Annotated in this window: 22 protein-coding genes; 12 read left to right on the forward strand and 10 right to left on the reverse strand. The window is 60.2% G+C overall.

From position 1 onward, the window contains the following. Window positions 1-44: 44 nt before the first annotated feature. Window positions 45-251: a rubredoxin-like domain-containing protein gene (locus tag G6M89_RS06430; RefSeq protein ID WP_241175225.1), complete on the forward strand. Its 207-nt coding sequence runs from the start codon at window positions 45-47 to the stop codon at window positions 249-251. A gap of 37 nt (window positions 252-288) precedes the next feature. Here the strand turns inward: G6M89_RS06430 and polC are convergent, their stop codons facing one another. Both polC and G6M89_RS06440 read right to left on the reverse strand, forming a co-directional pair. Further along, window positions 289-5,469 (reverse strand): DNA polymerase II large subunit, encoded by a 5,181-nt coding sequence (gene polC, locus G6M89_RS06435; RefSeq protein ID WP_165160973.1) that lies wholly within the window; start codon window positions 5,467-5,469, stop codon window positions 289-291. 1 nt (window position 5,470) lies between these two features. Then, entirely contained in the window at window positions 5,471-5,890 is a 420-nt protein-coding gene (locus tag G6M89_RS06440; protein ID WP_165160974.1) for a PPC domain-containing DNA-binding protein, read from the reverse strand. Window positions 5,891-6,057: 167 nt separating this feature from the next. Here G6M89_RS06440 and G6M89_RS06445 point away from each other — a divergent pair, with 167 nt between their 5' ends. Then, window positions 6,058-6,213, forward strand: coding sequence for a hypothetical protein (locus G6M89_RS06445; protein WP_165160975.1), 156 nt, complete (start codon window positions 6,058-6,060; stop codon window positions 6,211-6,213). Between the two features lie 130 nt (window positions 6,214-6,343). Here G6M89_RS06445 and G6M89_RS06450 read toward each other — a convergent pair whose 3' ends face one another. Continuing rightward, entirely contained in the window at window positions 6,344-6,511 is a 168-nt protein-coding gene (locus G6M89_RS06450; protein ID WP_165160976.1) for a hypothetical protein, read from the reverse strand. Window positions 6,512-6,630: 119 nt separating this feature from the next. Here G6M89_RS06450 and G6M89_RS06455 point away from each other — a divergent pair, with 119 nt between their 5' ends. Together G6M89_RS06455 and glyS are read left to right on the forward strand one after the other, a co-directional pair. After that, entirely contained in the window at window positions 6,631-7,485 is an 855-nt protein-coding gene (locus G6M89_RS06455; protein ID WP_165160977.1) for a CBS domain-containing protein, read from the forward strand. Then, window positions 7,478-9,253, forward strand: a complete 1,776-nt coding sequence (gene glyS, locus G6M89_RS06460) for a glycine--tRNA ligase (RefSeq protein WP_165160979.1) — start codon at window positions 7,478-7,480, stop codon at window positions 9,251-9,253. Before G6M89_RS06455 ends, glyS begins: the two co-directional genes overlap by 8 nt. Window positions 9,254-9,262: 9 nt before the next feature. Here the strand turns inward: glyS and G6M89_RS06465 are convergent, their stop codons facing one another. Next, entirely contained in the window at window positions 9,263-9,847 is a 585-nt protein-coding gene (locus G6M89_RS06465; RefSeq protein WP_165160980.1) for a DedA family protein, read from the reverse strand. Window positions 9,848-10,132: 285 nt separating this feature from the next. On the opposite strand from G6M89_RS06465, the gene G6M89_RS06470 reads away from it, so the two are divergent. The 5 genes from G6M89_RS06470 to G6M89_RS06490 all read left to right on the forward strand — a co-directional run bounded on the left by G6M89_RS06470 (window position 10,133) and on the right by G6M89_RS06490 (window position 17,454). Beyond that, window positions 10,133-10,723, forward strand: coding sequence for a dolichol kinase (locus G6M89_RS06470; RefSeq protein WP_165160981.1), 591 nt, complete (start codon window positions 10,133-10,135; stop codon window positions 10,721-10,723). A 163-nt stretch (window positions 10,724-10,886) separates the two neighbouring features. Beyond that, window positions 10,887-12,557 (forward strand): HTTM domain-containing protein, encoded by a 1,671-nt coding sequence (locus tag G6M89_RS06475; RefSeq protein ID WP_165160982.1) that lies wholly within the window; start codon window positions 10,887-10,889, stop codon window positions 12,555-12,557. 93 nt (window positions 12,558-12,650) lie between these two features. Continuing rightward, on the forward strand, window positions 12,651-15,107 hold the full coding sequence (locus tag G6M89_RS06480; protein WP_165160983.1) for a DEAD/DEAH box helicase: 2,457 nt from the start codon (window positions 12,651-12,653) through the stop codon (window positions 15,105-15,107). Window positions 15,108-15,342: 235 nt separating this feature from the next. Further along, window positions 15,343-16,947 carry an HTTM domain-containing protein gene (locus G6M89_RS06485; RefSeq protein WP_165160984.1) on the forward strand — a complete coding sequence of 535 codons (1,605 nt, stop codon included), beginning with the start codon at window positions 15,343-15,345 and terminating at the stop codon, window positions 16,945-16,947. Between the two features lie 60 nt (window positions 16,948-17,007). Further along, a complete protein-coding gene (locus tag G6M89_RS06490) occupies window positions 17,008-17,454 on the forward strand; it encodes a thiol-disulfide oxidoreductase DCC family protein (RefSeq protein ID WP_165160985.1) in 447 nt (148 codons plus the stop codon). Here G6M89_RS06490 and G6M89_RS06495 read toward each other — a convergent pair whose 3' ends face one another. The 3 genes from G6M89_RS06495 to G6M89_RS06505 all read right to left on the reverse strand — a co-directional run bounded on the left by G6M89_RS06495 (window position 17,455) and on the right by G6M89_RS06505 (window position 19,137). After that, entirely contained in the window at window positions 17,455-18,138 is a 684-nt protein-coding gene (locus G6M89_RS06495; RefSeq protein WP_165160986.1) for an Sjogren's syndrome/scleroderma autoantigen 1 family protein, read from the reverse strand. It lies immediately after the preceding gene. Between the two features lie 63 nt (window positions 18,139-18,201). Then, a complete protein-coding gene (locus G6M89_RS06500) occupies window positions 18,202-18,627 on the reverse strand; it encodes a GNAT family N-acetyltransferase (protein ID WP_165160987.1) in 426 nt (141 codons plus the stop codon). Window positions 18,628-18,672: 45 nt separating this feature from the next. After that, window positions 18,673-19,137: a TIGR00725 family protein gene (locus G6M89_RS06505; RefSeq protein WP_165161308.1), complete on the reverse strand. Its 465-nt coding sequence runs from the start codon at window positions 19,135-19,137 to the stop codon at window positions 18,673-18,675. Window positions 19,138-19,275: 138 nt separating this feature from the next. On the opposite strand from G6M89_RS06505, the gene mdh reads away from it, so the two are divergent. Together mdh and G6M89_RS06515 are read left to right on the forward strand one after the other, a co-directional pair. Next, the gene (gene mdh / locus G6M89_RS06510) at window positions 19,276-20,190 is read left to right on the forward strand and encodes a malate dehydrogenase (protein WP_165160988.1); all 915 of its coding nucleotides are present in this window, start codon (window positions 19,276-19,278) and stop codon (window positions 20,188-20,190) included. Window positions 20,191-20,329: 139 nt separating this feature from the next. Further along, window positions 20,330-21,004 carry an HAD family hydrolase gene (locus G6M89_RS06515; protein WP_165160989.1) on the forward strand — a complete coding sequence of 225 codons (675 nt, stop codon included), beginning with the start codon at window positions 20,330-20,332 and terminating at the stop codon, window positions 21,002-21,004. A 179-nt stretch (window positions 21,005-21,183) separates the two neighbouring features. Here G6M89_RS06515 and G6M89_RS06525 read toward each other — a convergent pair whose 3' ends face one another. Together G6M89_RS06525 and G6M89_RS22275 are read right to left on the reverse strand one after the other, a co-directional pair. Continuing rightward, window positions 21,184-21,429 carry a ferredoxin gene (locus tag G6M89_RS06525; protein ID WP_165160990.1) on the reverse strand — a complete coding sequence of 82 codons (246 nt, stop codon included), beginning with the start codon at window positions 21,427-21,429 and terminating at the stop codon, window positions 21,184-21,186. A gap of 116 nt (window positions 21,430-21,545) precedes the next feature. After that, a complete protein-coding gene (locus tag G6M89_RS22275; protein WP_241175268.1) occupies window positions 21,546-21,782 on the reverse strand; it encodes a hypothetical protein in 237 nt (78 codons plus the stop codon). Here G6M89_RS22275 and G6M89_RS06530 point away from each other — a divergent pair. Further along, a complete protein-coding gene (locus tag G6M89_RS06530; protein WP_241175255.1) occupies window positions 21,688-22,839 on the forward strand; it encodes an inorganic phosphate transporter in 1,152 nt (383 codons plus the stop codon). The genes G6M89_RS22275 and G6M89_RS06530 overlap by 95 nt on opposite strands. 20 nt (window positions 22,840-22,859) lie before the next feature. Here the strand turns inward: G6M89_RS06530 and G6M89_RS06535 are convergent, their stop codons facing one another. Next, on the reverse strand, window positions 22,860-23,300 hold the full coding sequence (locus G6M89_RS06535) for a universal stress protein (RefSeq protein WP_165160992.1): 441 nt from the start codon (window positions 23,298-23,300) through the stop codon (window positions 22,860-22,862). Window positions 23,301-23,341 lie beyond the last annotated feature (41 nt).

The following is a 23,341-nucleotide window of genomic DNA, read 5'->3' on the forward strand; positions in this document are numbered from 1 at the left end:
GTTTAACACGACTCGAGACGTTCCAGTAAATGAGGTGTGTTAGTATGACTCAAGAAATAGATAGCAAATCCGCAAACAAAGAGGAGACAGAACTGCCAATCGGGGAGCCAACAGAGCCAGACGAGCGACCGCATCACTTCTGGCGCTGTTCGAACTGCGGCGAAACGGGCCGTCTGTCGGATGAATTACCCGCTACGTGTCCGAACTGCGGTAGCCCAAAAGAGGAGTTGTACTATCGAGAAGAGGACTGATCGACCCGAAGATCGGATTGCTACCGTGTGCTCGCCGCTACATGAAGTCTTCAATCCCGCTTTGTTTGTTCTTGTCATTCTCGAAGATACTCTCGAGTGAGGCCTCGAGCACCTCGAGGCGCTGTTTCGTGTAGGGTCGGCAATTGTACTCGTCGGCAACCTGAATCGCTGTCTGCATGTACTTATTTACCGAGCCCTGGTGGACGGTGAGATTGACGCGGCCGCCACACTCCCGGCAGTCGCCGGTCAGGGGCATTCGGCGGAACTTCTCGCCGCAGTCGAGACAGCGGGTTTCCTGCCGGGAAAACGCACGCAGGTTCCCGATCAGATCCGGCAGGAAGTGATACTCGATCACTCGCTCAGCCACGTCAGTTTCGTCGACTGCCTCGAGTTTGCGCGATAACTCGAGTTGGGCGTCCATCTTGTCCATCATCGAGCCGAGCGTCTTGTACGCCGAGAGGTCGGGCCCCATCGCGATGTCGGTGGTGTCGTGGGTGTGTTCGAACCCGGTGTACTCGTCGTCAGTGCCGAGTGTATCTTCGCCAATCTGGATGTCGACGGACTCGGGGTCGGCCTGCTCGCGACTGGCGAGGTAGAACTCGCGTGGGTACTGGCTGACGATATCCATATTGTGTGCCTCGTCGTCGATTTCGGCGGGATCAATTCTCGAGGACATGACGAGCGGAGCGTCCATTTTCCCCCCACGCTGATCCGGCAGGAAACTCTTACTAAAGTTGAGAAGTCCGTCCATGAGCAACATGACGCAGTCTTCATCACCGTCACATTGCTTTTGAGACATGTTGTTTGCAATGAGAGAATGTGTCTCTGTGACGGTAAGACAGTAAACCGAATCGACGCTTGATTCGACATATTCGACCGACGAAATCTGGTCAACAAGATATCCATCACCGCCACCGTCGAAGACGCGTCGTCTGCTCGGAACGATATTTTTGACGTGCAACTGCAGTTGATCTTCTTTTCGAGGCAAATGGAACCCCACGGTATCGGCGAACCGACTTGCGTCTTGAGACGAAATTTCGAGAACGTACGACGGTGCGGACATCGATGGATCGTCAAGGTCGTAGAAATCAGGGAATTTCTCACAGAGTGGAACGGGATCAGTGATCGTAACTCGGCCACAAATGCCCAATCGATTCAGTAGCGCGAGCAGGTCTTCCTTGAGTTCGGTGCTGACCGTCGTCGCAGAGACCAGAAGTGCGTTCGCGTCGACACCGCCATCACCACTGAAATAGCCCCGAAGATAGGCCGAAACAATATCGTCCGATGCATCGAAGACGGGTTGTGGGACGCGCTTTGTCTCTGCAAAGATTCCTGCCTCGAGCACCGAATCGAAGAAGGTGCGCAAGAGTCGGCCCGAAACAGTCACCTTCGCCTCGTTTTCGCGGTACGGTTCGACGCCGAACTCCTCCCGAAGTGCGTCGACGTAGAAGTCGCGGGCCTCGGTTTCGGTTCCACAAATCGTCGTCTGATGTATCGTTCCTTTCGGCGTTTCCTGTTCTCGCGCGAACCCTTCGGCGGCGTAATATCCAAGCAGAGTTCCGACCCGCTCGTTGAGTTCCACGAATCGATTGATCTCAGTTCGGTCACGTCGCATGCCGAGTTGGACATCTTCCGGGACGAATTCAAGGAGTTGTCCACGGGTATCGAACAGTTCGAGAAGCAGATCCACGGGGAAACTCTTTCGATACAGATAGTTACTGAAGGTCTTCTTGCTCAGGTCGAAGTACTCGGCCGTACTCGTGAGCGGATAGAACCGCCCATCCCACTCGTCACTGAGTCGATTTTCGAAGAGTTCATACAGTCGATCCTTGTCCAGACCTTTGATCATCAGTCGGGACAGATCGATGGTATCGACCTCGAGGAATTCCTCGAGGAGGTCGAACACGCGCGGGTCGTCGTCCGTATCGACGACATCGAGGTGTTCGGGGACGACGACGTGGTCCGCCGCCGTGAGTTTGGCGGCCCGTTTCGACTGGAGTCGTCCGTCTTCGTAGACGTGGACCTCGTGGTCCGGCGTGAGCTCGATTTCGCGACCGCTCCCCGTCTCGAGTCGAACGAGGTGGTCGGGAGCGGGATGTTTCGAGATTGCTTCGACCGGTTTTCGCGTAAGATCCCCGGTATCGTCGATCGAGGGGACGGTAACGTCACCGTCGATTTCCTGGACGAGCGTTCCAAAATCGTCCGTTTCAGGATCATCGAGGCGTTCCTCGACGAGTGTTTCGATCGGTTCGTGGTGCCACTCGTTTGCCTCATCCTGATACCAGAGTTTCGTCTCCGGATGGAAACAGTTTCGCCGTTTCGCGGCGTGAAAGTACGGATGCGCGTATCCGACTGCCGCGCTCGTGAACCCAATCACTCTCCCGACAGTTGCTGCACTCGTGTGGGGTGCCATCCCGAAGACAAGTTCACCAACGAGTTCCGTCCGGTCCTCGAGTTCGTAGAACGGCTCGAGGCCGTAGTACTGCTCGAGTAAGTCGTCGATGAATGCGGCCGTTTTCAGCATGTGCTCGGCAGCGCCATCCGAGAGGACAACGTCTTGCACTTTGAGTTCGACGAGTTGGTCCTCGTGCGTCAGTGGCTCGCCGTGGATATCTTCCTCGTAGCCAAGCGCCTGCAGTTGGCCGACATCGACGTCGAGTTCGCTGGCTCGGACCGATGTAACGGGGAGGTCGGTCATGTCGTAGCGAACGGTGCCGTCTTTGAACGCCGACACGTCGTTTTTGGCCCGCAGAATCCCTTTCTCCATTGGTTCGGGAATCTTGTTCGTCGAGGTCAAACCCTTGACGCCTTTGAGAATGTCAAAGGCGTTCTCGCGTTCGCCGACCGACTCGAGGGCGTTGCGGAACTCTGCGTTGATGTCGACTTCGCGATTCTCGACGCAGGTGCCCTCGATTTCACAGTGGCCACACTCGACGCGGCCAGCGTCGTCTGGCTCGAGTGTGTCGTCGCAGTCAGGACAGCGGTAGTCAGGTTCGGTGCGCTCGCCACAGTCTGGGCAGCGGTTTTTGAAGGTTTCGTCGGTACTACAGGCCGAGTTCTGACAGCGTTGTCGGCCGACCTGAATCTCGACGATACCAGGCGTGTCCTGCATCGTCTCGGCGTGTTTGGCCGCGTCGGCGACGTTTCGCTGCGTGCCGCCGGCCTCGCCGATGGGAAAGAGCGTGTGAACGGCGGGGCTCAGATCGCGACTTTCGGATTTCTCGGGTCGACCCATTCGGTTGCCGACTCGCGTCGGTGCGCGTTCGCGAACACGGAATGGGGCGACTTCGTTGACCGCCTCGAGGGCGTTATCGCCGTCCTCGTCGTGGCCCCAGGTCCGAGCGTGCTCGGAGAGTTCGTCGTCGCTCCAGGTGCGCTCGAAATCGATAGTCGGCTCCTCGCTTCGACTGTCGGGCTCGAGCGCCGCGCCATCGGTGACTGCCTGGCGCGGTTCACAGCCGACCGTGTGCGCGAGCGGGCGCCATTCGTCGATCTCGAGGCGATTCTCATCCGGGCGCTGGCGGTGTTCAATGACGATCGTCTCGAGAGAATCGCGGACGGCATCTGTGTACTCGAGGACGAGCGTGCCGTCCCCGGCGTCGCTACCATCGACGGCGTCTTCGACTTGCCCATCGGCGACAGCGGCCGCGAGCGCACAAAACGCCTCAACTGAGATGTCGTGCCAGAGGTAGGTGTACTCCGGGTGAAGTGGGGCGTCGTACTCGAGTGCCCACTCCAATGCCTCCTCAGGGTCGGGAAACTCGAGATCGATTCGGGGGTCGTCCTCGAGCGCCTGTGTGTCCGCGCCGGCGGCCTCGAGGTCCTGGACCCACCACTCGTAGGTGTAAGAGGCGGGTGCGAGTGGGTGATTATTCTCGACGAACTCGCCGTAGTTGACCAGATACTCGCCGAGGTCGAGGATTTTCTCGACACCGTTTCGGATCTCGAGGGCGTCCTCGGGGTCGTCGATCCGGCGCACGTCGCCGTTTGCGAGTTTGACAGTCGGCCCTTCAACGGAGTCGACCGGGACAACTCCCGCTGCTTTGCCAGGGCGTTCGGTCTTGATCTGGGTGCCCGTCGCGAGGAAGTCGTCTACGAGGTGCATCGCGGCGGGGTGGACACCCGCAGTCGCAAAGCCGTGATTGCGCGCGCGGCCATAACGCAGTCGAAATCCACCCTTCGCGCAGGGATGGGAAAAGACTGGGCGGCCGGCAATGAGGTCCCGAAGGAACTTCTGTGACTCTTCGACGCGCGGGGGGCCTGCCGGTTCGTCGGCGTCGCCATCGCCGTCTGCATCCTCCGCGGTTTCGTCACCGTCCGATCCGTCGCCGTCGGCTTCCTCGCTTTCTGCATCAGCGTCACTCGAGTCGTCGCTGTCGCCGTAGTTACCGTCGATCAGATCCTGGAGCCACGGCCAGTCGATCTCATCGAGATTCCGGGTGTAGCGCTGGATCTTGGGTGCTTTGAGCGCGATTCCCTCAGCCATGACCAGACACATCCCACCACGGGCGCTGTTAGTGTCGACGCGCTCGAGATCACGAAAGCCCGACACCTCCTCGTCGCCCGTCGCCTCGCCGTCCAGCATGATCGGCATGTGCTTGGCGATGAACTTCGTCTCCTTGTCCTTGGGCGTGTACTGGAGGCCGGTTTCCTTGTCGTAGAGGCCAATTTCTTCGGCGTAGCGTTCGACCTCCTCGTCGCGGGCGTCGTATTGGCCCATGCCGACGAGTGCGCGGGTGTAGTCCGCGACGAGGACGGAGAGCGCCTGTGCGGTCCCACCCGCGGAACGGATCGGACCGGCGTAGTAGACATTGACGAACTCCGAGCCGTCGTCGTTGGTCAGAATTTCGACCTTGTCGATTCCCTCGATGGGGGCGGCGACGACACCCTCCGTGAGGAGGGCAACGGCTGTGCGGACCGCGCCTTCGACCTTGCCCGCTTTCGTCTCGTAGTCGCCGACACGACCCTCTGCGAAGTCTTTCGCGAGTTCGAGTGCAGCCTCCTCACGAGACATTTCGCCCTCGAGTTCGCGTACGCGCTCGGCGACGCCGTCGATGCCCAGAATGTTCTCGACGCGGTCGGCCATGTCCCGTGCGGTCGGGATTTCGACCTCGGGTTTCGGATCGCCACCGCGTTCTTTGGCCTCCTCGGCGACGTCAAAGGCCTCCTCGAGTTGTGATTCGAGCCCCTCGAAGTACTGTTCGTCTTCCTCGCGCATATCAGAGCCAGAGATCGAGTTCGGTGGTCTCGTCGTACTCGCGCTCGAGTGGGTCCTCGAAGACGCGCATGTGTACCTCGCCGGCCCAGACGGTGGCCTCGTTCAGATGGCCGGCGTAGGTGGTTCCCTCGTCGTCGGAGAGAACGGCGTGCGTGTGGGCGAACCGCTCCCCGTTCAACAAGGAGACGTTTCCGACGCAGGCGGCGACCTCGAGCGGTTCGTCGAACGCGATGGGGTAGTACTCACAGTCGGTTTGATCGTAAAACCAGAGTTCCGCATCCTGCACTGCGCCGAGTGCGCTGAACCAGGCCGCATCGGCTTCGACCTCGTCCGCGAGCGACTCGATTTCGCTTCGCCAGTCGGCCCCCGTCTCGAGACGGGCCACATACTCGGCTGCCGTCTCGACCTCGCGATAATCCATACGTTCAGGTGTCGGGGGACGCCATCAAAAAGGTTGAGGAACGCCACTCATCGGGACCGACTCGAGAAGTCTGTCGTGGTTGTTCATTCGAACGAGTAAGAAGCGTAACCAACACGGTTTATCGGCGGAAAAATGCTTATCCGTCTCGCAGCAGTATTTACTCATGGATGAGTAAGATACTCGCAATCCTGGCAGCGTACACGAAAACCGGCGCAAAGATCCGACGAACAATCGAACACTCTCCACAGTTCGGAGAGACAGACAACACCGACGACGAAAGTCCAACCGGACGCATTCCACCTGGTGGGATGCTCACCGGGTAACAGGGGTGAAACTGGTGAGTTCCACCACAGCACACGCTATTTTCCGTGATTATGAGTAATCAGCGAGAAGTCCTCCTCGGATACCGATATCGAAATCAAAATCGATACGACCCGCAATTCCCCACTCCCTTTATCGCCACGCTGGAAGCGTCGGCGCGTCTTTCGCTTCCATCGACAGCCATGCGTCATCAGCTGTAATGTCGGCGATGACGTACTCGCTGCCGTTGCTCGCGTCGGCTTCGTCGATTGAACCAACGATCGTCGTCTCGTCTGCCATGGCGTGGGGGTTCGTCGCCATGTATGTGAGTGTCTCCCACAGGCATATAAAGTCGTCGAATCGAACTATCCGGCAAACGAGGGAATCATCCCGTCAGGGAAACACTGGGTTTATACTCATTTTCGCCGTAGCGTGGGGACATGAACGTAGCTGACGCGATGACGCCTCGCGAAGATGTGGTGACCGCTGAACTACCGGGCACCCGCTCGGACGTCCTCGAGTACCTTCAGGAACGGTCATTTTCGGCCGTGCCGGTCGTCAAACCGACCGACGATAACGGGCCGGAGTACCGCGGCCTGATCTCTCGTGAGGAACTGATCGAGCAGCCAAACGAAGACCAACTCGTCATGCTCATGGACGACGTTGCGACGACGACGCGCGAGACAAGTCTCGAGGATGTCGCGCGGACGATGGTCGAGGAGAACGCACGTCGCGTGCCCGTCGTCGACGGCGACTTTGAGGGGATCATCACGGTAACTGACGTGATCCACGCCATTGCGACCGGCGACCAGGATGCGGAGGGAACGGTCGGCGACTACGGCAGCACAAATGTTAACACGACGTACGAGGGTGCGCCCCTGCCTGTCGCCGAGCGCGGACTCTCCTATGCGAACGTTCCCTACACCGTTGCGCTCTCTGAGGACGGCGAGATGACCGGCGTCCTGACCGAAGTCGACATCATCGACGTCGCCCGCATCGTCGAAGGCGAAGAGTCGACCGGCGACAACTTCCCGGATCAGGACTCACAGTGGTCCTGGGAAGGAATCAAAGGCGTCGGAAGTCGCTACCTGCCAACCCGAGATATTGAAATTCCAAACGGGCCGGTCAGCGAGTTCATGACCGACGACGTCGTGACGGCATCGGCCGAAACGTCGCTTCAGGATGCCGCACAGGACATGATCAGCAACGACATCGAACAGATTCCGATGGTGACCGGCGAACAGCTCGTCGGCATTGTCCGCGATATCGACATTCTCGAGGCACTCTATGAGTAACGCAGAACCCGAAACGGAGACGGAAGATGCAACGAGCGAGAAACTGGTCGAACTCGCCAAGCGCCGCGGGTACTTCTTCCAGTCCTCGGGCGCCTACGGCGGCGTCGGCGGCTTCTATACCTTCGGCCCACAGGGCGCGTCCCTGAAAGACAACGTTGAGGATGCCTGGCGCGACTGCTTCGCCGTCGCCGAGGGCAACATGGAGATCGACGCGCCGACGATCATGCCCGAACCCGTCTTCGAGGCGTCTGGCCATCTCGATACCTTCGACGACATGCTGATTGAGTGTCCCGAGTGCGAGACGAGCACGCGGGCAGACCACCTCGTCGAGGACAACACCGAGTACGAGGACGCAGAGAGCCTGCCGATCCCAGAAGTTGAGGAAGTCATCGCGGAGTACGAACTCGCCTGTCCCGAGTGCGGTGCTGGACTGGCCGATGTCGCTGTCGAAAACTTCAACCTCATGTTCGCGACGAATATCGGCCCCGGCGACGCCGATCCGGGCTACTTGCGCCCCGAGACCGCACAGGGCATCTTCGTCGAGTTCCCTCGGCTCAAAGAGTACGCGCGCAATCAGCTTCCGTTCGGCGTCACCCAGATCGGTCGTGCCTACCGCAACGAGATCAGCCCGCGCCGGTCGATCATCCGTACGCGAGAGTTTACCCAGGCTGAACTCGAGTACTTCATCGACCCCGAATCCGACGAGCCAGACCTCTCGAGCGTCGAAGACGTGGCGGTAACGCTCTATCCCGCAAGTGAGCAAAACAGCGAGGACGGCGACGAACTCGAGACGACCATCGGCGAGGCCGTCGATGAGGGCATAATCAGCGATGAGTGGGTTGCGTACTTCCTCGGCGTCGCGAAGCCGTGGTACGAGTCGGTCGGCGTCGATATGGACCGGTTCCGGTTCCGCCAGCACCTCTCAGGCGAGCGCGCACACTACGCCGCCGACTGTTGGGACGCCGAAAGCGAAATTGATGGCAACTGGATCGAGATGGCTGGTTTCGCCAACCGGACCGACTACGACCTCTCGAAACACGCCGAGTACTCCGACGACCGCTTTACCGTCTTCAAGCAGTACGACGAGCCCAAAACCGTCGAACGCGCCACGGTCGATCCCGATATGAGCTATCTCGGCCCCGAATTCGGCGGCGACGCACAGGCCGTCGTTGCCGAACTCGAGGACCTCGCGGCCCGCGACCGTACTGCATTCGAGGGCGACACCGTCGAGATCGACCTCGAGGGCGAGACCCACGACCTCCCCGTCGAGAAAACCGGCTTTGCAGTCGAAGAACAGACCGAGGCAGGCGAGCACATCCTGCCACACGTCATCGAACCCTCCTTCGGTGTCGACCGCTTGGTCTACACCGTCTTGCACCACGCCTACCGCGAGGACGAGGTGGCCGGCGAGGAGCGAACCTATCTCGAACTCGAGCCCGAAGTCGCGCCCACGTTCGTCGGCGTCTTCCCACTGCAGAACGATGACGAACTCGAGGCCCAAGCTGACGAGATCGTCGCTGCCCTGCGCGCGGAAGGACTCTCTGTGACGTACGACGACTCGGGCAACATCGGTCGGCGCTACCGCCGACAGGACGAAGTCGGCACGCCCTTTTGCGTGACCGTCGACTTCGAGACCATCGAAAATGAGGAGACGACCGTCACCGTCCGCGAGCGCGACTCGACCGACCAGAAACGGCTTTCCGTCGACGGACTCGCTGAGACGCTCGCCACGATTCGAGCGGGCGATCTCGAGTTCGACGAGCTGTAGCGGTCGTTTTCACCACCATGTTGCAGCGAGGTCGACCAGCCCCCACGCGACGGCAGTCAGGAGAACGAGGTAGAGACCGTTTCCGATCGTCGAAAAGACGAGAAATCGACCGGCTGGATAGCCGCTTAGTCCGGCTGGAATACTCAACAGCGACCGAACGCCAGGAATCGCGTTCGTGACCACGAGCGCGGTTGCACCGAATCGATCGAACAATCGAGTGGCCACGCGCAACCGCCGCTCACCGATCTGCTTGTGGATCACTGATGGAACCTGATCAGCATACGGAACCCGTCTACGAATTCCGAAGTATTCGGGGCTGTCCGCGTTGAAGCCACGATACAGGGTAAACTGTCCGAGGGTGGCCGCGAGGACCGACAATCCCGCAACCACGAACAGAACGAAATCAGTTGGAACGACGAGGACGACGTAGGCGAGATAGAACGTCGCGGGTGGAGTGAGTTTGCCGATCACCATTCCGTCGAAATAAAACAACAACAGGAAAACCGGAACCGCAAGCGCCTGCAACAGGACGACAATTCCCTCGACGGTGGCTATCACGGCGGATCGCGCCCCAGCGTCGTCGTTCGAGACCAAACGAGCAGGAGAACGAGCAGCCGACTTGAGGCGGATGCGACCATCGAGAGTCCGCGAGAGAACTGCACTGGTCGCCGAATCATATCGTCAGGTTTGGCGACACCACCATAAGCACACCGGCAGCCAAGACTGGCAGACAGCTAAGGTTTTTGACCGTTGAACAGCTGTACTGACTGTTGTCCGGCAGTTCAACATCTCAGAATGTAGGTCGACGAATGGTCGGTGGTGTCAGCGGCCAATATGTAACCGACGGACTGAAGGTCACATCCTTCGAGAAAAGAGGTGATGGCCGACGAACTCAAAAGACGACTCGTCCACGCAAGCGGCTCCGGGCTGGTCGCACTCTATCTCCTCGCGAACTATCTCGAGATTGGACTCACCTGGGACTCTTTCCGCATCCTGATGGTCATCCTCTCGCTCGGAGTGATCGGCCTCGAGTTCCTTCGACTCCGCGTCGGCCTCGAGTGGTGGATATACGAGAAACTGACGCGTGACTACGAACAGGACCAGTTTGCCGGCTACGGCTACTACATGGTGAGTATGACGGTAGCTGTGCTCGTCTTCGAGCCCCACATCGCTCTTCCCGCGATGTTGATGCTCTCACTCGGCGACCCGATCAGTGGCGCTGTCTCTGATGACTCGCTCAAGACGGTCAAAAGCCCAAAAGTGCTCGTTACGATGTTCGTCGTCTCAGCACTACTGGCGACGCCGTTTCTCTACGAGTCGCCCCTGGCTGTCCTCGCGGCCGCCCTTGGCGCGACCATCGCTGACGGCGTCAAGGTCCGAATTGGCGACTTCATCGTCGACGACAACCTGACAATTCCGATCTACGCGTCCGTGCTGGCGTGGCTCGCACTCGAGTTCGCGCCGCTGTAGGTCGCTGCTTGTGGAATTTTCGGCTCCGGTGCGGATACTGTGCTGGCAAACGTGCCACCGCTTGAGCTATCTTTAAACAGCGAGAGAATCCCGCCGTTTACGGCGAGGAGGATGTCACGTTGATAGAAATGCATATACGCTCTCCACAGAGTCACGAATACCGATGGCAACCGCTGACTCCCCCCTCCGTCGAACGCTTCAACGCACTCGAGACTTCCTCGAGCGCTGCGTTCGGATCGATACGCGGTCGCTTGCCGTGTTTCGGATTGTTGCTGCTCTCCTGATCCTTGCGGATCTTGCACTGCGCTCGCGGAACTTTACGTACTTCTACACTGACGAGGGCGTCGTCCCGCGCTCCCTTGTCTACGAAGCGTCGTCTGATCCCGGCTGGTCGATCTATCACCTGACGACCGATCCGACGCTCATTGCGGGGCTGTTTGTCCTGCAAGCGCTGTTTGCGATCCAGTTACTCGTCGGCTATAAGACGCGACTGGCGACGATCATCTCGTTTCTGTTCGTCGTCTCGCTCGATCATCACAACCCGTTCGTATTGAGCTACGCCGATACGCTGTTTCGGCTGTTGCTGTTCTGGGCCATCTTCTTGCCTCTTGGTGAGCGCTGGTCGATCGATGCCGTCCACGCCGGCCGCGAACCGCGCGTGTACGTTGCGAGTCTTGCCAGCGCGTTCATCCTCGGCCAGATGGTCTACATGTACGTCACAAACGGGCTGATCAAATCCCAGTCCGACGTCTGGGGCACCGCTGATGCGGCCCCACTCGTGCTCGGTCTCGACGAAATGACGTACCTGCTTGGCGACACCATCCGCGAGTTCCAGACCCTGCTCGGCTTCGGTGGCGTCCTGTGGTACTACATGCTTGTCTTCGCGTGGCTCCTCATCGTCTTGCGCGGGCGCTTGCGCATGGCAATGGTCGGCCTCTTCGTCGGTGGCCACCTCTCGTTCGCGCTCACGGTCCGCATCGGCGCGTTCGCCTACGTCGCACTCGCCGGCCTGGTGTTGTTCCTCCAGCCGCAGTTCTGGCGCGACGCAGCCGCCATCCTCGAGCGCCTCGGACTCGAGACCGAACGATTCGCTGCGCGAACGGCCTCACTCGAGCGACTGGCAGCCCGCGTGCCCAATCCCCGAATCGGTGGTGAACGCACCGACCAACTGCGCGACCACGCCTATACGGCAAGTATCGGGCTCATCGTCGCAACGATCCTGTTCGTCGCCGTCGTGATGGGAGGAAATATCGGCCTTGTCGTCGCCGAGTCAGTGACTGATGCTGACGAGAGCGAACGTGCCCTCGAGTATCAGGTCGAAGATGTCGTCATCGAGACGTTGACGGAGACCGACGGGGTGACACACGTCGAGTCAACAGCCTCGAAACTGGGGATCGACCAACCGATTGGGTGGGGCGTCTTCGCCGGGCCGGATCCACGAACCACGGATCGCTATCACGTCTTCGCTGCAGAGACAGTAGACGGCGAGCAACTCGATATCTACAACGACCGCCCGCTTACCTACGAGCGCCCCGGCCAGGAGTTACAGACCCAACACGGGACCTATCGCGAGCGCTTCTACATGAACAGCGTGCGCTCAGGTCACTCGAGCGACCTCGTCGCAGAGCACCTCGCTGAACACCTCTGTGAGCAGTGGACAGACAACAACGACGGCGAACTCGAAGCGATTTCGATGTACGTCGTCAACGAGCAGGTTACCCGCGAGACGATCACTGATCCGACGGATCGCGACCGCACCGCGTCGTACATCTACCGACACGGCTGTGGCGACAACTCGCCGCGAATTATCCAGGAGCCCGGTGACGACCTGTAGCGCCCTCTCCCGCCCACACCGCAACCACGACAGCGGCTTCACTTTCACCGCGGTTTCTCAACGCTTAACCTCGCCCGTAGTGAATCACCGCCAATGGCAACGACGGACGAGAGTGGGGACCCACCAAAAATCGAGCACCCGCTCCTCGAGCCCGACTTTCTCGAGCGGCGGCTCTATCAGTTGAAACTCGCGGGGACGGCCGCGAACCACCACACGCTCGTCTGTCTCCCGACCGGGCTGGGGAAGACGACCGTGAGCCTACTCGTGACCGCACGCCGACTCGAGGAAGTTGGCGGGAAATCGGTGATGCTCGCACCCACCAAGCCGCTCGTCCAGCAACACGCCGAGTTCTACCGCGAAGCCCTCCAGATTCCCGACGACGAGATTGTCGTCTTCACCGGCGACGTCAGCCCGGACGACCGCGCTGCGCTCTGGGACAAGGCAACCGTCGTCATGGCAACCCCACAGGTGATCGAAAACGACCTCGTCGGCTCTCGAGTCTCGCTTGCCGACGTAACCCATATCACCTTCGACGAGTGCCACCGCGCGACCGGCGACTACGCCTACAACTACATCGCCGAACGCTACCACGACGACGCCAAGAAACCACTCGTCACCGGCATGTCAGCCTCGCCCGGCGGCGACGAGGAAGCCATCCTCGAGGTCTGTGAAAACCTCGGTCTCCAGGAAGTCGAAGTGATGACCGAAGAGGACGCCGACGTCGCCGAGTTCACCCACGACACCGACGTTGAATGGGAACGCATCGATCTCCCCGAGCACGTTCTCGAGATCCGCGACGCGCTGAACGAGGTCATCAAAGACCGACTCGAGACGCTCAAGGAGATGGGGATCGCCTCCTCAACACAACCGGATCAGTCCCAGAAGGACCTCAACCGGATGCGCGCCGAGTTACAGCAGTTGATCAACAACGATCAATCGGAGGGGTTCGAGGGGATGTCGATCCACGCCGAGGTGATGAAACTCCGCCAGGCCGTCACGCTCGTCGAAACCCAGAGCGTCGAGGCCCTCCGGCGGTACTTCGACCGCCAGCGCAATCAGGCAAGATCCTCAGGTGCGTCGAAAGCGAGCCAGCGGATGGTCTCTGACCCCCGCGTCCGCGAATCCATGCGCAAAGCCGAGAGCTTCGACGAGTTACACCCGAAGTACCGCAAGACGCGAATGCTCCTCGCGGAGACGCTCGGCCTCGAGGGCGGCGAACGTGTGATCGTCTTTACTGAATCCCGCGACACCGCAGAGGCGCTCACAGAGTTCCTGTGTGATAGTTTCGACGCGAAGCGCTTTGTCGGGCAGGGCGACCGCGAAGGCAGCGATGGGATGACCCAGACCGAACAGAAAGACGTACTCGATGACTTCCGCGCAGGCGAGTTCGAAGTCCTCGTCTCCACCTCCGTCGCCGAGGAAGGACTGGACGTTCCCGAAGTCGACCTCGTGCTCTTTTATGAACCCGTGCCGACGGCGATCCGATCCATCCAGCGAAAGGGCCGAACGGGCCGCCAGTCAGAAGGCCGCGTCGTCGTCCTCATGGCCGAAGACACGCGCGACGAGGCCTACTTCTGGATCTCCCAGCGCCGCGAAAAGGAGATGGAGTCGGAACTGCGCGACCTGAAGGGAATGGCCGACGACCTGAAAGACGAACTCGATGACTCCCAACAGGCGCTGTCGGATTTCGACGGCGAAACCGGCACCGGCGACAAGAGCGAAGTGAAAGTAGACACTAGACAAGGACAAGCCGACGCAGTCGGCGATTCTTCCAGTGGAAATGAGGGGGTTTCGACACAGCCCGGACTCGAGGATTACGCTGATGACATTTCGGACTCGAGCGACGACGAAGGCGATACCAGCGACGTTGAAACCCACGAACCCACCGCCGAGGGCGACCAGATTGCAATCGTCGCTGATCAGCGCGAGATGGACGCCAACATCGCCCGCGAACTCTCCCGACGCGACGAGATTGACATTACCCTCGAGACGCTCGAGGTGGGCGACTACGTCCTTTCGGATCGGGTCGTCATCGAGCGCAAGTCGGTTGCGGACTTCGTCGACTCGCTCGTTGGCAGCGACCGCTCGATGTTCGAGCAGGTCGGCTCGATGGCGCGCCATTACTCCCGCCCCATCGTGATCGTCGAGGGCGACGGCCTGTACGAACAACGCGACATCCACCCGAACGCGATTCGAGGCGCGCTCTCGAGTCTCGCAGTCGATTTCGACGCGAGTATCCTCCAGACTGGGGGCGAAGACGAGACGACCGAACTGCTCGCAGTGATCGCCGGCCGCGAACAGGAAACGAGCGACCGCGAGGTGTCCGTCCACGGCGAGAAACAGGCCAAGACTCTCGCCGAACAACAGGAGTACGTTGTCTCCTCGATTGCTGAAATCGGCCCTGTCACGGCGCGCTCGTTGCTTGCAGAGTTCGGTACCGTCGAGGCGATCATGATCGCAACCGAAGACGAGTTGCAGGCGGCCAACGGCGTCGGGCAGGTGACCGCCGAGCGCATGCGCGAAGTGATTGGAAGCGACTACAGCGGGTAACCGGTAGCTACGGTCCTGGTGTGCTCAGCAGACTGTATACCCGTCAGCAGTACTGGCACCCGAGTTCGCTGAAACAGAAGGCATTTATAATTAGAATAACGAGTCGACGGAACGACCAGTACGGCCCGCAATTTGTCAGTTCGGGGCTTCCGCATCCGCTGGCGACCGTCCAAAATTCGGACTGAACCGGCAACACTGAGATTGACGACGAGGGCCGTCAACACTCCACAGCAGCATGTCACGAGAACTATCACAACAGGCTCGGGCCATCGGCGAACGGATTCAGACGAATTTCCGTGACTGCATCCGGATCGACACCCGTTCACTTGCTGTCTTTCGGATATTCCTCGGTGCGCTCGTGCTGGCCGACCTCGTGTTGCGCTCGAGAAATTTCGCCTTTTTCTACTCGGGCGAGGGCGTGGTCCCCCACGAGTTAGCGGTCGATATGACTGCAGACAACGCGTTTTCGATCTACTACTACGCCTCGAGTCCGACACAGATTGCGGCGTTGATGGTCATCCAGGCGCTGTTTGCGCTGCAGTTGATCGTCGGCTACAAGACGCGTGTGGCGACGATCATCTCGTTTCTGTTCGTCATCTCGCTTGACCACCACAATCCGCTCGTGCTAAGCTACGCCGATACGCTGTTCCGCCTGCTCTTTTTCTGGGCCATCTTCCTCCCGTTGGGCGAGCGCTGGTCGGTCGACGCCGTCCACGCTGACCGCGACCCTCGAGGATCGTTCGCCGGCATCATGGCTCTCTTCGCGATGGGGCAGATGGTTTATATGTACTTCCTCAACTGGTATCACAAGTCCCAGGATAGTCTGTGGACCACCGGTGAGGCGACGCCGCTGATCATGGGCCTCGACGATATGACGTTCCTCCTCGCGGAGTACGTCCGCGAGTTCCCGACGCTGCTCGAGTACGGCGGCTTGCTGTGGTACTATATGCTCATGCTCTCGCCGTTTTTGATCATCCTTATCGGCCGGCAGCGATACCCGCTGATTCTGTTGTTCGTCGGTGGCCACGCGATGTTCGCTGTGACCGTCCGCATTGGCGCATTCCCGTACGTCGCGTTCGCTGGACTCGTATTATTCATCCAGCCACAACTCTGGCGTGACGGCGAATTGGTTGTCAAACGGCTGGGTATCGACGCAGCAGTGGACACGACATACACTGAGGTGAGGGACACCCTCGAGCGACTCGCTGCTCGCGTTCCCCGGTTGCGGATCGACGAACCGCGAGTGCAGGCGGCGAAACCGCACCTCTACAACGTCGGCGTCGGCGTGATCATTGTCTCGTTGATCGTCTTTACACTCTTTACGTCCCTTCCAGCTGGAAACGCCGTCAACGAGGCCGTCTCCCCCGACGAACAAATCGAAGATCGCGCTACAATGGTGAACATCGATCAGCCAGAGTGGAGCGTCTTCGCGCCGACACCACGAACCAGCGATCACTACTTCGTCTTCGCCGCCGAGACGACCGATGGTGAGTACGTCGATGTCTACAACGACGACAGGGAAGTGACAAGAGAACGACCCTACGACGAGCTACAGCAGCAGTACAGCACCTATCGCGAGCGCTTCTACATGAACAGCGTTCGCCGCGGCGGCCTCCACGACAGAAACGACGCGCCGTCCCATTTAGCAGCCTACTACTGCGACACCTGGGAAGATGACGACGGTGCAGAACTCGAGCAACTCACCATGCATCGGATCGTCGAACCGATTACGATGGACACGATTGCCGATCCATCGGAACGCGACTCCCGCAGCGGCAACGTCTACGAGTATCACTGCGACGGCGAGGAACCCGAGACGGTTGACCTACCACAAGAGTGAGATGAATCCACCCTGTCGCCATCGGAACGCTGAATTGGTGAGGCCACATACGGACACCCAATGAACGACAAGATTCCGACGGATGCGCCAATTATCCTCTTCGATGGCGTCTGCAATCTCTGTGCCGGGTTCGTGCAGTTCATCGTCCCACGTGATCCCGACGGAATCTTTCACTTTGCCTCCCTGCAGTCCGAGGTTGGACAAGACTTGCTCGCAGCCCACGGCCTTGCGGATCACGACCTCGATTCCATCGTCTTACTCGAGGGTGACGACGCCTACGTCAAATCCGATGCCGTATTCCGAATCGCCGAGCGACTCGGCGGCATCTACGCGCTCGCTCGCCCACTGAAGTACCTCCCGCGACGACTGCGCGACTGGGGCTACGACCTCGTCGCCGCCAATCGCTACCGGATTTTCGGCCAGAAAGACCAGTGCATGATGCCGACCGGCGACGTACAGACGCGCTTTCTCGAGCAAGACTCGAGTCCGGGAACAGGCTCGGAGTAGTTATTGAAGCGCCTCGAGCGCCTCGCTCGCTTCGCGTGCAGCCTCGAGACACTCTTTTGCGTAGCGTGGATCATCTGCCCGAGCGGCTTCGTCGGCCCACGTCTCGAGTGCCTGGACTAGTGAGTCGTGGGCGGACTCGAGGTCGCCGCTGGGAGTGGCTGTCGACGGGGCAGGTTGCGAGGGTGTGCGCTCCGAACTGCGGGGCGTCGACGATGGCTGGCGTGAGTCGTCACGAGTCGACGCAGCGCTGGTCGGCTCGCGGTCGGGTAGCTCGGTGGCAGGGTCTGGCTCAGCCGAATGCTGCTGTGCGTCGTGCGTCGCGGCGTCAGACTCGTCACTCGAGTCCGCACTGTTCGACTGCCCTTCGTCTTCGGAGGCCGTCGGCTGCTGACGGTCCAACTCACGTTGCTGTGCGGGCGTTGGTTGTGCTGCAGCGTCGTCTTCGGGCTGAGCCTCGAGGTCGGTTCCCTCGACGGCATCCGGATTTCCGTGACAGCTGGGACAGAACGTGGTGCCGTTTTCCTGAAACAGCGGATCGCCACAGGTGCCACAGTGGGAGTTCGTCATCGTTGCGCCCTTGAGCAACAGATCGCTCATGCGCTGGGTGGCTTCCCGTTCGGCCTTGTCGCGCTCGTACTTCTTCCGAAGCTTCTCGCGCTCGGCTTCCTTGTCGAAGTCGCTCATACTCGTCTCATGGAGACGGACCGTCGAAAAAGCTGCGACAGCGCAGTTGCGCTGGGTCGCCCCTTACTCGGTTCGGCGATACATCCCTTTCGAGGCTGGCTGGACCGCTTTGTACCCAAAGCGCTCATAAAAGTCGTCGATATCCGCGATGAGGTTCACGTACGCGTCCGGCGGGGCTTCCTCCTCGAAATAGGCCTCGAGATGGTCCATAATCCGCGTGCCAAGACCCTGGCGCTGATGTTCGGGATGGATCGCCATATCCGTAATCTGGTAGACGGTGCCGCCGTCGCCGACGATGCGACCCATGCCGACGACTTCGTCGCTCGGGTCGTGAACCACGACAACGCCGTACAGCGAGTTCGGCAGGCCGCGTTCGATGCCCTCGAGCGAGCGCGGGGGCATCCCGGCGGCCTCGCGCAAGCGGGCGAACGTTTCGGGCTCGGGGAGTGCCTCGCGGATGACGTAGGAGTCCGAAGCTGCATCGTCCATATGGACTCATCTCACGAGTCGTCAAAGGAGGTGTCGATTGCCAGGCTACTGCTCGAGCTCAGCTTCGACTGCATCGACCGCTTCTGCAGGCGTTTCGACTGTCTCGAGGTCGATCTCGGCCTCGAGCGCCGAGAGGTCGTGACTCTCGAGACTGACGACAGGGCGGTCGTAGATACCTGCAAAGCCGATTTCAGTCAGCGTGCCGACGCCGCCGGCGAGTGCGATGACCGCCTCGCCATTGAGCGGCACGAGAGCGTTTCTGCCGTGTCCCAGCCCCGTCGCAATCGGGATGTCCACGTAATCGTTGGCCGCCTCCGGGTCAGCGGCTGGCAGGATGCCGATTGTCGTGCCGCCTGCCGCTTTCGCACCGCGACAGACCGCTTCTATCGTCCCACCACGTCCGCCACAGACGACCGTATAGTCTCGAGCAGCGAGTTCGTGCCCAACTGTTTCTGCTCGCCCCTGCTGTTCATCCGTGATCGTGCCGCCGCCGATAACACTCACGCGCATGCTCGAGAGATGGGACACGTTGGCCATGGATCGACCGGTTTTTCAGTTCGACAATCATCGAAAATTGTGAAGGTTTCAGACAGTGACGAAGCGGTTTCCGACGGATTTAACGCTGCCTGTGCTAGAGTATTACGTGACATGACGAAAGTTAGCGTGGTCGGCGCGGCCGGGACGGTCGGGGCCGCTGCAGGCTACAACATCGCGCTTCGGGATATCGCAGATGAACTCGTCTTCGTGGACATTCCAGATCAGGAAGACACCACGATCGGACAGGCCGCAGACACCAACCACGGTGCGGCCTACGACTCGAACACGACGGTCCGCCAAGGCGGCTACGAGGACACCGCAGGCTCGGACGTCGTCGTCATCACGGCCGGCATTCCACGCCAGCCCGGCCAGACGCGCATCGACCTCGCGGGCGACAACGCGCCGATCATGGAAGACATCGGCTCCTCGCTCGCCGAGTACAATGACGACTTCGTCACCGTCACCACCTCGAACCCCGTCGACCTGCTCAATCGCCACCTCTACGAGTCAGGCGACCGCGCCCGCGAAAAGGTAGTCGGCTTCGGTGGTCGACTCGACTCCGCGCGCTTCCGATACGTCATCAGCCAGCGCTACGACGTCCCCATCCAGAACGTCGACGCAACCATCCTCGGCGAACACGGCGACGCACAGGTCCCCGTCTTCTCGAAGGTCCGCGTCGACGGCCGCGACCTCGAGTTCACTAACGACGAGAAAGAAACCCTGCTCGAGGAACTCCAGACCTCTGCGATGAACGTCATCGAGAAGAAAGGCGCGACCCAGTGGGGTCCCGCGACGGGCGTTGGCCACACCGTCGAGGCCATCCTCCGCGATACCGGCGAAGTGCTTCCGTGTAGCGTCCCGCTCGAGGGCGAGTACGGCCACGAGGATACTGCCTTCGGCGTCCCGTGTAAACTCGGGTCGAACGGCATCAAAGAGGTCGTCGAGTGGGACCTCACCGAGTTCGAACGCAACCAGCTCGGCGAGGCCGCCGAGAAGCTCTCCGACCAGTACGACAAAATCGCCTGATCGGCTCAGCGATACGAGAACTGCAACCCGCTCTTGGCACGGACCAACCGGATCGGGTCGTGGACAACCCACCGATTTTCTCGCCGTGTTCGTCTCCCTGACCGAAACGGTAACTTACCCGTTCAGAACACTCTAGTGCGTGACAATATACGACGCCGTGCTCTTCGACAGCGACGGTGTACTCGTCGAACCGCCGCCGGTGGAAACGCAAACCGACGCCACACGGGCCGCATTTCGAGCGGTCGGCATCGAGGACCCGGACCGTCAACACATCGATGCAATCGTGAGCGGTGTGTCAGTCGACGAACTCCACGAGATCTGTTCGGCGTACGAACTCGAGCCCAAGACGTTCTGGGAGGCACGCGAGCGCCACGACGAGGAATCCCAGTTCGCCGAGTTCAGAGACGGGAGCCGAGCGCAGTACGGCGATGTTTGTGCGATTTCGGACTTCCCGGCGGCGGTCGACTGCGGCGTCGTCAGCAACAACCACCACAGCACCATTGAATTCGTCCTCAAACAGTTTGCGCTCGAGTCGTTTTGTGACACGTACTACGGTCGCGAGATGACCATCGAGAGTCTTCGGCTGAAGAAGCCAAACACGCACTATCTCGAGTGCGCGTTGGACGATCTGTCCGTGTCCGCTGAGTCAGCTCTCTACATCGGCGACAGCAAGAGTGATATCGTCGCCGCAGAGCGGGCTGGACTCGAGTCCGTCTTCGTTCGCCGATCCCACTGTCGCGAGGTCGAACTCGATACCACACCGACGTACAAGATCGAGAGCTTACACGATGTAGCCGAACTCGTCAGTGGCTGAGACGTACGTCACGGACGAGGGCTATCGGTTCCGAACGCAGACCTCGAGTGGTCCTGGATCAAATGTCACGCCAAGCGACGGGTCGAGTGCTCTGAGAGCGCAGCGTCAACGCTGTTACGAACGGTCGAGGCGGAACTGGTCGATGCGGCGTTACACCGTTGAAAACAGCCAGGACCAGCTCAGGGAATCAACTGCTCGCCGTCGTCATCGTAGATTGTGATCGCGTCGACAGGACACGTTCGAGCGGCGAACTTTGCGTCGAGTTCGGCGTCTTCGGGAACCTCGCGGACGAACACGCCGTCTTCGACTTCCTCGCTGTCCTCAAGAATTGCCTTTCCTTTCGATTTGTCTTCCGTGAAGGCGTCCCACTCGGCGACGCATTGGTACATTCCGATACAGGTGTCCTCATCGAATTCGACTTGCATAGGTGAGTGTTTCGCGTATCCGCGTAAATTTGTGACGGGTACGTCGGGCAGACACCAGCAACTGCAGTCACTCGAGTGTCGATCGGCCCCATTACGACGCATGCTCGAGTAGTTTCTTACGAATCCTCGAGTCGGCCAGCAACTGTCTCGGAGGTCACGGGCATATCCTTTTCAGTTACGTCGTGGAACGTCGAAGGAGGAATGGGCGCACTGTCGTTCGCGCTGCTGGTTGGGACTGCCGTACTCACCTGTTTGTTCATGGCGTGGGTGCTCGGGGCGAACAGCAATTCGCCGCCGTTTGCACCGGCAATCGGAGCGAACGCGATTTCGACGATGCGGGCCGCGTTCGTCATTGGTATCCTCGCAGCAGCGGGGGCGCTCATGCAGGGTGGCAGCATCTCCGAAACCGTCGGTGCGGATCTGATCGACGGCGTTGCGATCACGCCACTTGCTGCAACTGCGGGACTACTCACCGCAGCGGGCTTCATGGCTATCGGGATCTACACCCGCTATCCGATCCCTGCTGCGTTCGCGACGACGGGGGCGATGGTCGGCGTTGGCCTCTCACTCGGCGGAGATCCGGCGATGGCGACCTACCAGCGACTCGGGACGTTCTGGATCATGGTCCCGTTTATGTCCGGTGGACTGGCGTACGCAACTGCGGTCACGCTTCGACGTGACGATATTCCCGAAACAATCGGCGTCCCGCTGCTTGCGGGTATCGTCGGCGCAATCGTCGCGAACATCCGCCTCGGTGTTATTCCAGACCCCGTCGCGGATCAGGGAACACTCGCCCGATTCGTCTCCCAGCAGATCGGTCCCGGCCCGACGCTCGTCGCAGGCGTGACCGTGGGCGTCGTCATCGTGACGATACTCTTCGGCGTGCTCTGGTTTTACTGGGTCCGAACGCAAGTCCTCGAGTCTGTCGAGACTGGAATCCGTTCGTTTCTGCTCGTCCTCGGTGGCATCGTCGCGTTCTCCTCGGGCGGCTCACAGGTCGGTCTCGCGACCGGCCCGCTCGAGAATCTCTTTCGTGTCGAACTCGGTCTGCCGGGGATCGTCCTGCTGTCGATTGGCGCGACAGGCATCCTTGCGGGTGCCTGGATGGCTGCCCCGCGATTGTTACAGGCGACCTCGAGAGAGTACGCCCAACTCGGCGTTCGGCGCTCGATTGCGGCGTTGGTTCCCGGCTTCATCATCGCCCAGTTGGCAATCGCACTTGGGATACCGATTTCGCTCAACAACATTATCCTCTCGGGCGTCATCGGCGGCGGCCTGGCAGCCGGATCAGCCGGCGTCTCCCGGCGCAAAATCGGATTCACGATCACCTTCTGGCTATTCACACTTGGCAGTTCCATCGCCGTTGGCTACGGCCTGTATCAGCTCCTTGCGTTCGTGATGGGCGGGTAACACGGTCGCACGGACTACCCTCACTCGAGGACCGTCACTGGCCGTGGCGTTCGGTCGACGACTGTCGTTGCGATACCGCGGCCGAGGAATCGGTTGACGAACCCGCTCGAGCGGGTATCGTGGCCGTACATGACGACGTGGTCGACATCGTGATCGGTTGCGTACTGCGGGACGACGGTTCCGGGTTGCCCATCTGCGATATCGATTTCGACGCGGTCGGCTGCAGTCGGCTGGTCGAGCGTCGCCACCAACTCACTCGCACGCTCGCGTGCCGCAGCCGTTCGCTCGTCGTCTCGCTCGAGGACACCACCCTCGCTCATCCGGGCATCGAGCGGTGTGACGACCGCCAAAAGCGTCACGTCGGCGTCAGGGAACGTCTCGAGTGCGTACACGAGTGCCTCGTCCTCTCGAGGGCGACCGAGCGTCGGAACGAGGATCGTGTCAGGATCGGAGGTGACCATAGCGTGGTATACAGTATCGACGGCCATCGGTCTATCGCCGA

The sequence above is a fragment of the Natronolimnobius sp. AArcel1 genome, assembly GCF_011043775.1.
Taxonomy (GTDB): Archaea; Halobacteriota; Halobacteria; order Halobacteriales; family Natrialbaceae; genus Natronolimnobius.